Consider the following 15,274-nt stretch of genomic DNA (forward strand, 5'->3'; position numbering starts at 1 on the left):
AGCCCTACCGGCGCTGCCGGCGTGACCGGGACTGGTAGGCGAGCGAGAGGACGACGAGCCCGAGCGCCCACAGGGCGTGGGCGCCGTTGACGACGAGCAGCACGACGACGGACGCGTGGGCGACGAGCGCGGTCCACCAGCCTCGCGCGCCGCGGGGCAGCAGGCGCAGGGCGGAGGCCGTGCCGAGCACGTAGACGAGCGTGAAGCACCCCGTCGCGAGCAGCATGAGCGGCGTGAGGCCGAGGTCGAGCACGACGGCGAGGACGAGCGAGAGCATCGAGCCGGCCGTGACGAGGGCGATGCTGCGGCGTGGAACCTGTCCGGCCTCGCCGCCCTGCGCCAGCCATCGCGGCAGCGCCCCGTCGCGGGCCAGCGCGGCGCCCAGCCGTGAGCCGCCGGCGTAGTAGGCGTTCATCGCCCCGACCGTGAGCAGCACCGCCACGACGGCGGTCACGACGCGGGCCTGCTCGCCCAGGGCGATCGCCATGAGGTCCGAGAGCGGCGCCTGGCTGTGGCCGGTCGCCGGCCCCAGCACGAGGACGCTCGTCGTCGCGAGCCCGAGGTAGAGCACCCCGACGACGGCGACTGCGATCCCCGTGGCGCGCGGCACGTCACGGCGCGGGTCGCGGTAGTCACCGGCGAGCGAGGCGACGGCCTCCCACCCGGCGAACCCCCAGACGAGCACGGCGGCCGCCGTGCCGACGGCGGCCCATCCGTTCGGGGCGAAGTGGGTCAGGGACGCCGTGCTCGCGTGCGGCAGGGCGACGGCCATCGTCGCGGTCATGAGCAGGGCGAGCACGGTCGCGAGGCCGAGCTGCACGCGGCCGGAGAAGCGCAGCCCGGCGAGGTTCATCAGTCCGGTGCCGAGGATCAGGGCGGCGGCCACGACGACGGTCGTCGTGCGTCCGCCGCCCACGACGTCCGCCACGTAGCCGCCGGCCATCATCGAGGCGGGCGGGGCCCCGACGGGGACGGCGAAGTAGAAGCACCACCCGACCGCACCCGCCGCGCGGTCCCCGAAGGCGCGACGGACGTACGTCGACACGCCACCGCCATCCGGGTGGCGGGCGCCCAGCGCGGCGAACGTGCTCGCCAGGGGCACCGACAGGAGCACGAGCGCCACCCACGCGAGCAGCGACGCGGGACCGGCGACCTCGGCTGCGAGGGCCGGCAGCGTGATGACCCCGGTGCCGAGCACGGCGCCCACCGACAGGGCGGCCCCCTGTGCGACCGTGAGCGTGCCCCGGTTCGTGGAGTGGCCGGGGGTCGAGGTGGCCCCGGGGATGCGTGCGGTCGTCGCCATGGCTCCAGACTCCCGTCGAAGTGGACCGGTCGGAAGTGCCACTTCTTGTCAAGATGTTTGGGCCAATCCAGACTGGGGGCATGGACCTGCACCTCAGCCTCACCGGGTCGGGCGACCTGACCGCACAGATCTACGCCCAGCTGCGCGCCGCGGTCCTCGACGGCCGCCTCGGCGGGGGCGACCGGGTGCCCGCCTCCCGTGACCTCGCGGCGAGCCTCAGCGTCTCGCGGGGCACGGTGACGGCGGCCTACGACAGGCTCCTCGCCGAGGAGCTGCTGGAGAGCCGCCGTGGGGCCGGGACCTTCGTCGCGACCGGGTGCGTCCCGCCCGCCCGGGTGACCGGCCGGCGGGCGCGGGCGGGAGCCGTCACCGCCACGTCGCTCTGGGCGACCGTGCCGACCGCGGAGCCTGCGCCCGGTCCGCGCGGTGCGCTCCACGACTTCTCCGTCGGGGTGCCCGACGACTCGCTCTTCCCCCTCGCGACGTGGCGACGTCTCGTCAGCGGCACGCTGCGTCGGGGCCGGCTGTCCGCCGGCACCTACGACGACCCCGGTGCGAACCGTGGCGGGAGCCGTCTCGAGGCCGAGATCGCGAGGTATGCCGGCGTGTCCCGGTCGGTCGTCGCCTCCGGTGCCGACGTGGTGACCACCGCAGGGGCGCAGCAGGCCCTCGACCTCGTCTCGCGGGTGCTCGTCGAGCCCGGTGCCGTGGTGGCCGTCGAGGACCCGGGCTACACCGCCGCGGCCCGCCTCTTCGCGACGCACCGCGCCGTCGTCCGTGGCGTCCCGGTCGATGGTGAGGGGATCGTCGTCGACGCCCTTCCGGATGCCGCGCGACTCGTCTACGTCACGCCGTCGCACCAGCACCCGACCGGGGTCGCGATGTCACGAGCCCGACGGATCGCCCTGCTGGAGTGGGCCGTCCGGCACGGATCGGTCATCGTCGAGGACGACTACGACAGCGAGTTCCGCTTCGCCGACCGACCTCTCGAGCCGCTGCAGAGCCTCGACCGCGACGGTCGGGTCGTCTACGTCGGGTCGTTCTCCAAGTCGCTGCTGCCGGGGCTGCGCGTCGGCTACGCGATCGCCCCGGCGACGCTGACGCCGGCCCTGCGCGAGGCCAAGCGCGTCACCGTCTGGGACGGCGACGTCGTGACCCAGGGGGCGCTCGCGGACTTCCTCGCCGAGGGGCACCACGCCGCCCACGTCAAGCGCGCGACGAAGGTCTACCGTGCCCGGCGCGAGGCGTTGCTCGAGGTGCTCACCAGCCCCGCCGGACTCGGCGACTGGCTCGAGGTCATCCCGTCGGCCGCGGGCCTGCACCTGTGCGCCCTGCTGCGCGACCCGGGCCTCGACGACGTGGCGATCGCCGAGGCCGCCCTGGCCGTGGGAGTGTTCGTCGAGCCGTTGTCCGTTCGGCACCTCGAGCAACCGGCCCGCCACGGGTTCGCGTTCGGCGTGGGCGGCATACCCCTGTCGGGCATCGCCCCGGCGCTCACCGCGCTGCGGGGCGTCCTCAGCTCGAGCCGGCCGGGACGCCCCGGCGGCGGATGATCGCGAACTGCGTCGCGAGCGGGATGATCCCGAGGATGAGGACCATCGGCACCGCGAAGCCGAGACGCAGGTTGTCCGATCCGACGGCCCCGGTCAGCACGGCGCCGAGCAGTGCGCCGACGTAGTTGAACTGGTTGAAGCGGGCGACGACCTGGTCGGTCTTGTCGATGCGCTCACCGGCGGAGTCGGCGTCGCCCCCGGCGATGGCACCCGCCGCCGAGAAGCTGAGCGGCGCGATGGTCGCGACGGCGCCGCCGAGGATCGTGAAGCCGACGACGGCGACCACCCACGTGGGCGCGAAGACGATGACGGCGAGCGAGAGGGCGGCGACGACACCGCTGATCCGGAGCAGCCACACGGCCCCGTGGCGGTCGACGAGACGGTCGCCGACGGCGCGAGCCAGGAGCGTCGCGACGAGGTAGGGCAGCGTGGCGAGCGCGGTGAGCCCGGTCGGTGCGTCGAGCGTGCCGTCGAGGTAGACCGGTCCCCACGTCGTCGCCGCCGTGTCGACCATGTAGAAGAGCACCATCGCGACCCCGAGCAGGGCGATCCGCCGCCACGGCACGTCGACGGTGGCGTCGGTCTCGGCGAGGCGGTCGCGACGGACGTACGGCGCGGCCAGCGCCGCGACGGGGAAGACGAGCAGCGGCAGCAGGGCCGGGCCGAGGTCGACGCCCGAGGTCGCCAGGGTGACGAGGGTCCCGAGGATGCCGCCGGCGGTCCAGAAGGCGTGGAAGGACGGCAGGATGGGGCGGCGGTAGAGGTGCTCGACGGTCACGGCCTGCATGTTGGACGACGCGTCGACGAGGCCGAGGGCGAGCCCGTAGGCCGCGAGGCCCGCGACGAAGACCCCGAAGGCCGGCGCGACGAGCAGCACCGCGAAGCCGAGCGTGGCCACGACGAGCCCGACCCGCACGACCATGGCGCTCGAGGACCGCGCGGAGACGACCTCGGCGACGACCGAGCCGACGCCCGCGAGCAGCACGACCATGAGCAGCAGGCCGCTGACGGCGAGCTCGTCGAGCGACCACTTCTCCTGCACCTGGGGCAGGCGCGTCGTCAGGGAGATGAAGAGCAGTCCCTGGACGAAGAAGGCGGTGCCGGCGGCGAGCCGCGCCCGCAGCAGGGAGGAGGACTCGGCCCGGAGTGTCACGGTGGGTCACACTGTCGGTCGCGGGTCCCGTCGTCAAGACTCCGGCGGGGTCCTGGGGTCAGCAGCACGCGTCGCCGCGCCAGTTCGAGCGTCCCTCGCGTACCGCGACGGCGGCGATGACGAGCGCGGCGACTGCATCGAGCCACCACCATCCGAGGAGGGCGTTGGCGAGCAGGCCGACGAGGAGCACGCCCGAGAGGTAGGTGCACAGCAGCGTCTGGGTGCCGTCGGCGACGACCGCCCCCGACCCGAGCTCGTGGCCGGTGCGTCGCTGCCACCGCGAGAGCAGCGGCATGACGACGAGGGACAGGGCGGCGAGCGCGATGCCGACGACCGAGGTGTCGGGCTCCTCGCGGGTCACGACGGCGCGCACCGACTCGACGGTGACGTAGGCGGCGAGGGCGAAGAAGGAGAGGGCGATGAGGCGACGGGCCAGGTGCTCGCGCTCCTCCGGCACGGGGTGGCCGAACTGCCAGAGGATGACGAGTCCGCTCATCACCTCGACCGTCGAGTCGAGCCCGAAACCGACGAGCGCGGTGGAGTCGGCGATGCGACCGGAGGCGATCGCGACGACGGCCTCGACGACGTTGTACGCGACGGACGCGCCGGCCAGCAGCCGGGCTCGGCGCACGAGGGCCGCCCGCCGCGAGGGCGGAAGGAGCGAGAAGACGGGACGGGGCGGGGTGCTCACCAGTCGGCCCCACGGCACTCGGACCGGTCGGTCGTCTCGACCTGGAGGGTCGCGTGGGCGACGTGGAAGCGGTCGCGCAGCATGGCGCTCGCGGCCTCGAGCACCTCGGGCGCCGCGTCGGTACGGGTCGTCACGAGGTGCGCCGTCGCGACGTCCATGCCGGACGTCAGCGTCCAGACGTGGAGGTCGTGGACCTCGGTGACTCCCGGCACCTCGCCGAGGGCCACGAGCAGGTCGGTGGGCTCGAGTCCGGTGGGCGCGTGCTGGCCGAGGACCGCCACCACCTCGCGCCCGAGGCCGACGGCGCGCACGGCGACGAAGACGGCGATGGCGAGCGCGACGACGGTGTCCCACCATGCGCTCCCGGTCGCCCCGACGAGGATGGCTGCCGCGATGACGCCCACGGAGCCGACGGTGTCGGCGACGACCTCGAGGTAGGCCCCACGGACGTTGAGGCTCTCCCCGGCGCCCCCGCGCAGCAGGAGGAGGGCGACCACGTTGACGAGGAGACCGATCGCACCGACGACGAGCATGGTGCCCGAGGCGATCTCGGGGCTCGAGCCGATGCGCCGGAGGGCCTCGACGGCGATGTAGACGGAGACGCCGAGCATGAGCAGCACGGCGAGCCCGGATGCGAACACCTCGGCGCGGTAGGAGCCGAACGTGCGTCGCCCGGTCGTGTCGGCGCGCGTCGCGATGCGGGTGGCGACGAGTGCGGCGCCCAGCGTCACGACGTCGGCGGCCATGTGGCCCGCGTCGGAGAGGAGGGCGAGGGAGCCGGACGCGAGGCCGGCCACGAGCTCGACGCAGAAGAAGGCCGCGACGAGGCCGAAGGCGACGGCAAGCCGCCACCGGTGGCGTCCCCCGGCGTGGACCGCGGCGGCGCCCTGCGCCGGGCCGTGCCCGTGCCCGTGGCTCACCGGTGGCGCTCGCCGTCGTGGAGGGCGTGCTCGCGCGTGACGTCGAGGAGCAGGCGGACGTGGGCGTCGGAGAGCCGGTAGTAGATGTTGCGGCCCTCGCGCCGGCCGGTGACGACGGCCGAGGCGCGCAGCAGCCTGAGCGCCTGCGAGACCGTGGTCTCGGCGGTGCCGGTCGCGGCCGCGAGGTCGCACACGCAGAGCTCGCCGGCCTCGAGGAGGGCGTAGAGCATCCGCGCCCGGGTCGGGTCGCCGAGCAGCTTGAAGACGCTGGTGACGCGCGCGAGCTCCTCGACGCCCGGGGCGTTGTCCGTGGCCAGGGCGACCTTCTCGGGGTGCACGCACGGCGCGGCGCAGCCGTCGAGTCCGGTCACGGTGCTCATGGTCGTCCCTCTCATCTGAACGGATGATCAGATGTCACTGTCGTGGCACCTGCCCTCCGGCGTCAACCTCGCGGCAGACTGTCCGACATGTTGAGACTGACGGTCACCGTCCCGAGCGAGCTGACCGAGAAGGTCACCGCGGTGCTGGCCGACTCGAGCGCCGTGAGCACGCTGTCCGTCCTGCGCGGCGCGGCGGTGCGCCCCGTGGGCGACGTCGTCCACGCCGACGTCGCCCGGGAGGGGGCCAACGTCCTCGTCGACCGGCTCCGGGACCTCGGGGTCCACGAGGGCGGGACCCTCCAGATCGAGCCGGTCACGACGTGGGTCTCGCGCGCCGGCTTCGAGGCCGACGAGGAGACGCCAGGCAGCAGCGCCGACGCCGTCGTCTGGGCCCAGGTCGCCCAGCGTTCCTACGACGACAGCGAGCTGAACTGGACCTTCCTGTCCTTCATGTCCCTCGCGACCCTCATCGCCGGCATCGCGATCGTCCTCGACTCGCAGATCCTCGTCATCGGCGCGATGGTGCTCGGTCCCGAGTTCGGGGCGATCGCCGCCCTCGGCGTCGCGCTCGTGCGACGGCGCCCGCTCCTGCTCGCGGTCGCCGCCCGCGCGCTCGTCGTCGGCTTCGTCGTGGCCATCGCCGTCACGTGTCTCGCCGGTCTCGCCGGCCGGGCCCTCGGGTGGATCACCCTCGACGACATCTCCGGCGACCGGCCGGCCACCGACTTCATCTACTCGCCCGACAAGTGGTCGTTCATCGTCGCCGTCCTCGCGGCTGCCGCCGGCGTGCTGTCGCTGACCTCGGCCAAGCTCGGTGGCCTCAGTGGCGTCTTCATCTCGGTGACGACGATCCCGGCCGCCGGCAACGTCGCGCTCGGGCTCGCCTTCGGGGCGTGGGCCGAGGTGCGCGGCAGCGGCCTCCAGCTCGTCGTCAACATCGTCGGCATGGCGCTCGCCGGCTGGCTCACCCTCGCGCTCCAGGACGCCGTGTGGTCGCGGGTGCCCGCGCCGCGGTCGCACTCGAGGCTGAGCCGCCGGATCCATGCGGAGCCGCCACCGCGCCGCTAGCGTCGAGCCCGTGATGACGCCGTGATGACGCCGCCCGCGGACTTCTCCACCGACCTGCTCGCGGCGGCCCTGCGCGAGATGTGGGGCCTCGATGTCCGTGAGATCACCTATGCGCCAGTCGGTTTCGGCAGCCACCACTGGCGGGTCGATGCGCGCGACGACAGCCGCTGGTTCGTCACCCTCGACGACTATGCGGGCGCCGGGGCCGACGTCGAGCGCGGCGCGGCCCTCAGCTCGGCGTTCCGCACCGCGCGAGCCCTCGCCGACTCTGGGCTGGACTTCGTCGTCGCTCCCGTCCCGGCGCGGGACGGGGCGGTCCCCTTCGAGCTCAGCCGGCACCGGTGGGTGTCGATGACCCCGTGGCTCGACGCGCCGCGCCTGCCGTCGCCGTCCGAGCAGACGTCGGCCGACCGGCACGCCGTGACCGAGGTGCTCGCGCGGCTGCACGCGGCCACGCCTCGTGCCGTCGGCGTGGCCGGTACCGACGACCTGGCCCTGCCCGAGCGGGCGCTCCTCGACCGTGCCCTGGCGGCCGACCTGCCGCCCGGCGCCGGCCCCTACGGAGCCCGCGCCCGGGACGCCCTGGCCGAGCACGCGGAGGCGGTGCGGCGCGCCCTCGTCGTCTGGGACGAGCGGGCCGTCCGGGACCGTGCCGAGCGCGACTCCTGGGTCATCACCCACGGAGAGCCGCACTGGCGCAACGTCCTCTCCGACGCGGACGGTCTCCACGTCGTCGACTGGGACACCGCCCTGCTCGCGCCCGCGGCCCGCGACCTCTGGCACGTGGCGGGTGCCGAGGGTGTCCGTGCCGAGGAGGTGCTCGCCGACTACGCCGCGCTGACCGGTCGGGCCGTGACGACCGACGACCTCCACGCGCAGGCGTTGCGGTGGGACCTCACCGAGGTCGCGCTCTATGCCGCCTGGTTCGCTCGACCCCACGCGGACGACGCCGACGGCGAGATCGCCTGGGGCGGCTTCACGGAGTCGTTGTCGTCGGTCGGGGCGCGGGAGTCGGCAGCGTGAACGTCGTCGTCAGCGCACCGTTGACGACCGAGAGCAGGATGCCGGTCTCCTGACGGATGACGGCGTACCGGCTCTGGGCCACCGGCGAGCCCGCCGTCGCCTCGTCGGACGCGGCGCGGGCGAAGAGTCCGAGCGACGCCAGCCGACCGTAGTAGCTGGGCGCGTCCAGTCCCGGTGGCGGCCCGTTCGCGCCGAGCCGCTCGAGGTGCTGGGCCATGAGGTCGAGCTGGAGCGCGGCGGCGTTGCCGGACAACGACATCCGGTCGAGCAGCCGCACGTCGACGACGAGGTTCGAGTAGTCAGCCAGCGCGGCCGGCCGGTTGAAGACGGTGCTCGTCGTCAGGCTCGGTCGCGGGAGCGCCGTGACGGTGACCGTCGGCGTGGCCACGACCGTCGCCGTCGTCACGACCGTCGTCGTCGCGGTGACGGTCCTCGTGTCGATCTCCGTCACCGTCACGGTCTCGGTCGGCACCGGCGTGCCCGTGGAGCCGGCCACCTGGCTGAGGACGATCTCCGGCTCGCCGGACGAGCACCCAGCGAGCACGACTGCAGCCGAGAGCGCCAGCGTTGCGGCGACCGTGGCTCGGCGCACCCTCGACTCCCGTGCTCGACGTGGACAGTGGGTCGATTGTCATCGTTGGGCCGCCGCCGTGGGACCGAATGCGCGAATCGTCCTGTCAGGTGCGTGCCGCCGCGAGCTGCGGGCGGGTGAGGAAGAGCGCGCCGTCGAGCCGCGCCCCGCGCAGGTCGGCGTCGCGCAGGTCGGCACCGAGCAGGTCAGCCCACCGAAGGTCGGCGTCGCGCAGGTCCGCCGCGATGAGCAGCGCGCCCCGGAGGTCGGCCGTGCGCAGGTCACGGCCGCGGAGGTCGGCGGCGACGAGGTCGGCCCCGGCCCGCAGCCGCCGAGGAGGAGTGCGTATGCCGTCACGCCGCCGCCGCCGGGCGCGTGCCGTCGCGCTGGCGGCCCGCAGCAGGCCACCGACCCGGGACCGCACGGCGACGAGGTCGAGGGCGAGCAGCTCGTCCGGAGAACCGGCTGTCGCGGTCCTGACCTCCTCGGTCGACGCGACGAGCCCGGCCCGCGTCGCCTCGTCAGGCTCGAGCGCGAGGGCGTCACGGAGGTGGGCGAGCATCTCGTGCAGCTGGCGCATGACGGGCAGGACGGCATACATCGTCGCGGCGGTCTCGGGGGCCTCGCGCCACGAGATGCCGCCGAAGGTCACCTGCGAGACCTGTTGTCCGGCGCCGAAGCAGTCGAACGTCACGCACCCGCGCCATCCGCCCTCGAGGAGCCGGTCATGGATGCCGCACCGGTGGCCGGCGAGGAGGTTGCGGCAGGGCTCCCCGGCGGCCTTGTCGACCGGGAAGTCGGCCGATCGCGCGAAGGGGAGGGCGACGCAGCACAGGCCGAAGCACCGCGAGCAGTCGGCCTCGAGCGCCGGCGACCCGTGCGACCGGGTGCTCACGGCAGCTCGTTGCGGACCATCGTCGTGCGGTCCGTCCCGCCGTCCTCGGCCGGCGTCTCGTAGCGCACCGGCATCCCGGGGAACGCCGGCGCGAACCAGAAGGTCGCGACGCCGCCCTCGCCGTCGTCCACGGCGTAGCGCAGCGCGTCGACGGTGCCGAGCGGCAGCTCCACCGTGTCGGGCGTGACCGTCACCGCGGACACGGGGAAGGAGGCGTGGCCCTGGAGCTGGAGCCACGTCATGCGCCCCTCCTCGACCTCCCCTTCGCGGTGGCCGTCGGGCCCGATCCGCCAGCGCTGCAGGGTCGCTCCGTCCTCGTCCGGGTCGACGAACCGGTTGACGCGCTGCCACGACGGCCCGTCGGCGGGCTCCACGAGGAGGGTGATCGTGCGTCCGTCGGGACACCCCGCGCGGATCTCGTCGGCGGTGAACGGCGTCGGGGCGGTGCCCGGTGCGAGCACGTGGGGATCGCTCATCCCGCCAGTATCACGGGCCGTCGGGGCGGCGCGAAATGCCCGTCAGAGCAGCGAGCTGGGGTCGTCCGGGATGTCGGCGGCATACGACTGGAGCAGCTGGAGCGGCACGATCTCGAGCGCGCGCTCGTGCGTGGCGGCGAGGAAGACGGGTGCGGCGGCGCCGTCCTGGTGGGCCTCGAGCCAGCGGCTCGCGACGACGCACCACCGGTCGCCCGGTGTCAGGCCGGGGAAGCGCCACTCCGGACGAGGCGTCACGAGGTCGTTGCCGACGCTGCGCTGGTGCTCGAGGAACTCGCTCGTGACGACGACGCAGACGGTGTGGCTGCCCCGGTCCTCGGGCCCCGTCGTGCAGTAGCCGTCGCGGTAGAAGCCGGTCACCGGGTCGGTGCCGCACGCCTCGAGCTCGCCGCCGAGCACGTTCCGTTCCCGCGCTGCCATGACCCAAACCTAGTGGTGGCGCGCCTCGCTAGGCTGGCCCCATGCTGGGAGTGAAGGACTACGAGCAGGACTACATCGACGCCTGCCGGTCACGGGTCGAGACGCAGGTCGTGATGTTCCACGAGGTGGCGCAGGCCGCGCGCGACCACGGTGACGCCGACGTCTCCCACCTCGAGGGCGCGCTCGAGTCGCTCGAGTACGAGTACTTCAACAACATGCTCATCGTCCTCGACGGCTACTTCGTCCACCGCCTGCGCGGTGTGGAGGGCGAGGACGGCAACGCGCTCAACGAGGTGCGGGTGCTCGTGCGCTCGCTCATGGAGAACGGCGGCACCGTCATGGCCGACCCGCAGATCCGGCTCGACCCGGCGCGCAGCGTCCTCGGCCTGGAGGTCGGTGCCCCCATCACGCTGACGCTCCAGAAGTACCGCCGGATCTCCGACGCCTTCCTCCGCGAGATCGAGAACAAGTTCTCGCGCAACGACTGACCGGGACCCGCCCGCCTCCTGTCCGACATGCCCGCGATCGAAGGAGATCCGCCGTGCCCCGCGCTCCGATGTCCGCCGAGGTGCGACGTGACGCCGTCGGTGTCCCGCACCTGCGTGCTGGCGACGTCATGGACCTGGCCCGCCTCCAGGGGCGCATCACCGCCCTCGACCGGGCGTGGCAGGTCGAGCACCACCGCTGGCGGATGGAAGGGCGGACGGCCGAGTACGTCGGTGCCCACGGGTTCGCCTGGGACCGGTTCTCCCGGCAGGTGCTGCTCGAGCCGACGGTGCGCCGCTGCTTCGAGCGGCTCGACCGCGAGACGCGGACGTGGCTGACGGCCTACGTCGACGGCGTCAACGAGACCCTCGCCGAGGGGCTCGCGGGCACGCCCGAGGTCGCGCTGCTCGGGCTCCAGTCGTATGCCGCCGCGCCGCGCCCGTGGGAGCCGTGGACGCCGCTCGGCATCTTCTGGGGCATCCACCTGCTCTTCGGGACCTTCCCCGCCAAGCTCTTCAACGCGCACGTCGCCGACCGGCTCGGCGCCGAGGCCCTCGAGCTGTTCAACGCCGAGGGGGTCGAGCGGGCCGAGGCCTCGGGGAGCAACGCGTGGGTGATCGGCGGGGCGCGCACGGCGAGCGGGCTGCCGCTCGTCGCCGGTGACCCGCACCGGACGATCGAGCTGCCCGGCTGCTACCAGCAGGTCGGCCTGGCCTGCCCCGAGTTCGACGTGGTCGGCTTCACGTTCCCGGGGGTGCCCGGCGTGCAGCACTTCGCCCACACGGGAACCGTCGCGTGGGGCATCACGAACGCCATGGCGGACTACCAGGACCTGACGCTCGAGTCCCTCGGTCACGTCGGTCTCGGCCCCGACGGCTCGCCGCTGCTCAAGGCGCGCGGCATCGACGGGTGGGAGCCGGTGCGCGCCTCGACCGAGACGCTGAGGGTGCGCGGCGGGGCCGACGTGGCCGTCCCGGTCGTCGTCACGTCGCGCGGGCCGATCGTCACCGGCCTCGAGGCCGAGATCGAGCGGCTCGACGCCGAGGCCGAGGCGCCGCCGCAGTGGACCGACGAGAGCGTCCAGCCGCGCCGGGCCCACCCGGCGGCGCACAGCCTGCGCACGCCGACCCAGGTCGAGGAGGACCTCGGCTTCGGCGCCCTCCTGCCCCTGCTCCGGGCGCGGACGGTCGCCGACGTCGAGGAGGCCCTGTCGCGCTGGGTCGAGCCGGTCAACAGCGCTCTCGTCGCCGACGACACGGGTCGCGTCCGTCACCTCGTCGTCGGTCGCGTGCCCGAGCGCGACGAGGTCGGGGCGGTGCTGCCCGTCCCGGCGTGGGACCCCCGGCACGTGTGGCACGGCTACCGGCGCGGCACGGGCAGCGACGTCCCCGACGTCATGGTCAGCGCCAACGACCGGGCCAGCGGCGGCGGCCTCGGGGTGGAGTACGCCACCCCCTTCCGGGCCGGTCGCATCCGCGAGCTCGTCGAGTCGGGGGAGCGGTTGACCGTCGACGACTGCGCGGCGATCCACGTCGACACGCGCAACGGACAGGCCGACGTCATGCGCGAGCTCGTCGCGGCGGCTCAGGTCTCGGGGCCCGCAGCCGACGTGCGGTCCGAGCTGCTCGCCTGGGACGGCCACAGCGACACGGGCAGCCGAGGTGCCGCCCTCTTCGCCGGCTGGCGCACGGCGCTCGTGCGGTGGTTCTCCGAGCACCCGTCCCTCTCGGCGCTGCACGAGCCGAGCGGGCACTCCCGCATCTTCGCGGCGTGGACCGACGTCGTGACGCAGATCGGGGTGGGCTGGCACTCGATGGCACACCTCGGGCCGGCCCACGGCATCGAGGTGGACGAGGGTGTGCGCGTGGCGCTCGAACACGTCGCGGCGCAGCGTGACTCGCTGACGACGTGGGGCGAGCGGCACTGGCTCGACCCGGTCCACGCGCTCGACGCGACCGGCCGTGCGCCCCGCGTCCCGCGCGACCCCGTCGCCGGCGACAAGGGCTGCGTCCTCGCGGCGGCGAGCGCGCCCGGGGTGACGGACCACTGCTACGGCGGACCGGTCGCGCGTTACGTCTGGGACCTCGCCGACCGCGACGCGAGCCGCTGGGTCGTGCCCTTCGGGGCGAGCGGCGACGCCCGCGACCCGCACTTCGCCGACCAGACGCCGGCCTGGCTCGCCGGCGGCCTCCACCCGGTTCAGCCGACGACCGGCACGACGTAGCCCTCGCCGTCGACGGACACCTCCAGCGGTCGCCGAGCCACGCGGCCATGAGGGTAAAGGAGAACTTTGCCCGCCTTTTACTATTTGCGGTACAAAACGTGACTTTACGACGTACTGTTCTCGCGTAGCCCCGCGAACGGGCCCCGCACACGCAGGAGTAGTGAGTCTGGTGACGACGAGCATGACGCCCACGCACGGCGATCCGTTGCGCCACGGCTCGCGGTCCGTCTCCGACGGTGACCACGAGCGCTGGCTGCCCGACCCGTCCTGGCCCGTGCCGCCCCGAGGGTGGCAGCTGTGGGCTGCCGCCGGCTCGACCGCGCGTCCGCGACGAGCAGGAAATGTCGACTCCGGCCAGATCGGGGACGAGTCGGACTCCCACTCGAGGCCCTGGATCGACGAGACTGTCGACGTGAAGTCCGAAATGCCCTATTGGGCGGTCCTCGAGGACGCCTCGTTCACGCTGCCCGCCCGCCCGAGCGTCCTCGTCGACCACGAGCGGGTCGACCTGCTCGCCGACCGTCCGGGGCGACGGGTCCCGGAGGGCGCGGTCGCGGGCTTCGCGGTCCTCGGTGCGCTCGTCCTCTTCAGCTGCCTCGTCGGCGGCCTGACCGGCGGCCTCATCGTCATCGGCGTCTCGACCCTGCTCGCGGCGAGCGCGGCCCTCGTGCGCGGCCACCTCTCGCTGTCGCGGGTCGGTGGCCAGCGCGGCGCCGGGCTGCTCCTCGGGGCTGCCGTCACCGCCCTCATCCTCGGCTCGGTCGCGACGCACGACCGTCGCCCCGGTGTCGAGGTCCTGCCGAGCGCGCCCGTGCCGGTCAGCTCCGACCGCGTCACCGACACCCAGACGGCGTATGCCGCCGTCCCCCCGACGCCGTCCGCGACGTCGGTCGCGTCCACGACGCCGACCCCGCGTGCCATCCGCTCGACCGAGGCCGCCGACGCGGCGGCCGGCCCGACGCCCGTCGTGCCCACCGAGTCGGACGAGTCGGTCGTCCCGGTCGCCGACGTCACCCCCGCCGCGACGCCGGCGGACGACGACGCCTCGACCCTGGCGTCGGGCTCGACGAGTGGGGGCGAGGCCCTGACCCTCAAGCCCGACGCGCTGAGCCCGTCGGCGGTCGCGCCCGGCGGCGGCACGGGCCCGAAGGGGGCCACGGACGACAAGGGTGGCAAGAGCGGCAAGGGCGGCAAGGGCGGCAAGGGCGGCAAGAGCGACAAGAGCGACAAGGCCCCGAAGAGCCCGAAGGATGCCAAGACGTCGAAGGCCTCGAAGGACACGACGGCCAAGGAAGCGAAGACCAAGGGCGCGAAGGACAACGGCGCGAAGAACAACGGCGCCAAGGACAAGAACGGCAAGAACAAGAACGTCAAGGGCAACCCGCAGCCCACGCTCTCCGAGGCCGGCATCGGCGGGTCGGGGGCGGCGACGACGTCGGTCACCGGCTTCTCGGCGATCCCGGAGGCACGTGGCCACGCGGTCTCCCCGCGAGGCGTCGCGCCCCGTCCGGTCCGCTGACCCGTCGACCTCGGGGCGTGCCCCAGGGGGTATGCCCTCGCGCCACGGTTCACGGACCCGACCGAGGTGCTCTCTAGCGCCCCGGACCTGTGCCACAGTGACCTCGTGGGGAATTCAATGACCCGGGCCACGATCATCTGGTTCGTCGGCGCCGCGGTCGTGGGGGCGGTCGCCGGCGGCCTGCACCTGCTCCGTTCCTCGATCGGTGGCGCGCACACCGGGTTGCCGCTCGCCGTGTCGGCCTTCGCCCTGACCGCCCTCGCGGCCGCCATGCTGTTCCACGGCGTCATGCTGGCGGCGCGTGAGCAGGACGCCGCTGCCGGACCCGCGCCCCGCTTCGTGGACGAGCCGCAGGACGAGCCGCAGGACGAGCTCGCGCGCACGCAGGGCGGGGCGTCCGGCGCCGCGTCCGTCGCCCTCGACCCCGACCCCGACCAGGCCTCGTCCGACGGGCCGGCGGTCTACACCTTCCGCGGCGGCAAGCCGGTCGGCGACCGCTCCCACCGCCCGGACCGGCGCGACCGCTCGCCGCGCAGCTGACTGCACCGTCACACCCTCCGGGCACAATGGCGGG

Annotated in this window: 16 protein-coding genes; 7 read left to right on the forward strand and 9 right to left on the reverse strand. The window is 73.9% G+C overall.

Annotation, left to right across the window (positions count from 1 at the left end):
• Nucleotides 1–4: 4 nt before the first annotated feature.
• Nucleotides 5–1,303: an APC family permease gene (locus tag H283_RS0102505; protein ID WP_020141937.1), complete on the reverse strand. Its 1,299-nt coding sequence runs from the start codon at nucleotides 1,301–1,303 to the stop codon at nucleotides 5–7.
• 80 nt (nucleotides 1,304–1,383) lie between these two features.
• Between H283_RS0102505 and H283_RS0102510 the strand changes: the two genes are divergently transcribed.
• On the forward strand, nucleotides 1,384–2,856 hold the full coding sequence (locus H283_RS0102510; protein ID WP_020141938.1) for a PLP-dependent aminotransferase family protein: 1,473 nt from the start codon (nucleotides 1,384–1,386) through the stop codon (nucleotides 2,854–2,856).
• On the opposite strand, the gene H283_RS0102515 is transcribed toward H283_RS0102510, so the two are convergent.
• The 4 genes from H283_RS0102515 to H283_RS0102530 are packed head-to-tail and all read right to left on the reverse strand — an operon-like array spanning nucleotide 2,819 to nucleotide 6,000.
• Nucleotides 2,819–4,009 (reverse strand): MFS transporter, encoded by a 1,191-nt coding sequence (locus H283_RS0102515; protein WP_020141939.1) that lies wholly within the window; start codon nucleotides 4,007–4,009, stop codon nucleotides 2,819–2,821. The genes H283_RS0102510 and H283_RS0102515 overlap by 38 nt on opposite strands.
• A 58-nt stretch (nucleotides 4,010–4,067) precedes the next feature.
• The gene (locus H283_RS0102520) at nucleotides 4,068–4,700 is read right to left on the reverse strand and encodes a cation transporter (RefSeq protein WP_231372210.1); all 633 of its coding nucleotides are present in this window, start codon (nucleotides 4,698–4,700) and stop codon (nucleotides 4,068–4,070) included.
• Complete coding sequence (locus tag H283_RS0102525) at nucleotides 4,697–5,620, reverse strand: cation diffusion facilitator family transporter (RefSeq protein WP_020141941.1); 924 nt, start codon at nucleotides 5,618–5,620, stop codon at nucleotides 4,697–4,699. Before H283_RS0102525 ends, H283_RS0102520 begins: the two co-directional genes overlap by 4 nt.
• Nucleotides 5,617–6,000: a helix-turn-helix transcriptional regulator gene (locus tag H283_RS0102530; protein ID WP_020141942.1), complete on the reverse strand. Its 384-nt coding sequence runs from the start codon at nucleotides 5,998–6,000 to the stop codon at nucleotides 5,617–5,619. Before H283_RS0102530 ends, H283_RS0102525 begins: the two co-directional genes overlap by 4 nt.
• Before the next feature lie 87 nt (nucleotides 6,001–6,087).
• Here H283_RS0102530 and H283_RS0102535 point away from each other — a divergent pair, with 87 nt between their 5' ends.
• Both H283_RS0102535 and H283_RS23780 read left to right on the forward strand, forming a co-directional pair.
• Nucleotides 6,088–7,068, forward strand: a complete 981-nt coding sequence (locus H283_RS0102535; protein WP_020141943.1) for a DUF389 domain-containing protein — start codon at nucleotides 6,088–6,090, stop codon at nucleotides 7,066–7,068.
• Between the two features lie 21 nt (nucleotides 7,069–7,089).
• Nucleotides 7,090–8,091, forward strand: a complete 1,002-nt coding sequence (locus H283_RS23780) for a phosphotransferase (RefSeq protein ID WP_156022926.1) — start codon at nucleotides 7,090–7,092, stop codon at nucleotides 8,089–8,091.
• Here the strand turns inward: H283_RS23780 and H283_RS0102545 are convergent.
• The 4 genes from H283_RS0102545 to H283_RS0102560 form a co-directional block, all read right to left on the reverse strand.
• Complete coding sequence (locus tag H283_RS0102545; protein WP_020141945.1) at nucleotides 8,045–8,683, reverse strand: hypothetical protein; 639 nt, start codon at nucleotides 8,681–8,683, stop codon at nucleotides 8,045–8,047. The genes H283_RS23780 and H283_RS0102545 overlap by 47 nt on opposite strands.
• 85 nt (nucleotides 8,684–8,768) lie before the next feature.
• Nucleotides 8,769–9,557, reverse strand: coding sequence for a pentapeptide repeat-containing protein (locus tag H283_RS0102550; protein ID WP_020141946.1), 789 nt, complete (start codon nucleotides 9,555–9,557; stop codon nucleotides 8,769–8,771).
• Complete coding sequence (locus H283_RS0102555) at nucleotides 9,554–10,033, reverse strand: hypothetical protein (protein ID WP_028785280.1); 480 nt, start codon at nucleotides 10,031–10,033, stop codon at nucleotides 9,554–9,556. The genes H283_RS0102550 and H283_RS0102555 overlap by 4 nt, the downstream gene beginning before the upstream one ends.
• Before the next feature lie 42 nt (nucleotides 10,034–10,075).
• Nucleotides 10,076–10,471: a DUF2237 family protein gene (locus tag H283_RS0102560; protein ID WP_020141948.1), complete on the reverse strand. Its 396-nt coding sequence runs from the start codon at nucleotides 10,469–10,471 to the stop codon at nucleotides 10,076–10,078.
• A gap of 41 nt (nucleotides 10,472–10,512) precedes the next feature.
• On the opposite strand from H283_RS0102560, the gene H283_RS0102565 reads away from it, so the two are divergent.
• From H283_RS0102565 to H283_RS0102580, 4 genes are all read left to right on the forward strand, one after another.
• A complete protein-coding gene (locus H283_RS0102565) occupies nucleotides 10,513–10,959 on the forward strand; it encodes a hypothetical protein (RefSeq protein ID WP_156022927.1) in 447 nt (148 codons plus the stop codon).
• A gap of 53 nt (nucleotides 10,960–11,012) precedes the next feature.
• Nucleotides 11,013–13,181, forward strand: a complete 2,169-nt coding sequence (locus H283_RS0102570; RefSeq protein WP_043647922.1) for a penicillin acylase family protein — start codon at nucleotides 11,013–11,015, stop codon at nucleotides 13,179–13,181.
• Between the two features lie 412 nt (nucleotides 13,182–13,593).
• Nucleotides 13,594–14,700 carry a hypothetical protein gene (locus tag H283_RS0102575; protein WP_156022928.1) on the forward strand — a complete coding sequence of 369 codons (1,107 nt, stop codon included), beginning with the start codon at nucleotides 13,594–13,596 and terminating at the stop codon, nucleotides 14,698–14,700.
• 105 nt (nucleotides 14,701–14,805) lie between these two features.
• Nucleotides 14,806–15,240 (forward strand): hypothetical protein, encoded by a 435-nt coding sequence (locus H283_RS0102580; protein WP_156022929.1) that lies wholly within the window; start codon nucleotides 14,806–14,808, stop codon nucleotides 15,238–15,240.
• The last annotated feature ends 34 nt before the right edge of the window (nucleotides 15,241–15,274 follow it).

Source organism: Terracoccus sp. 273MFTsu3.1 (assembly GCF_000383675.1).
Taxonomy (GTDB): domain Bacteria; phylum Actinomycetota; class Actinomycetes; order Actinomycetales; family Dermatophilaceae; genus Terrabacter.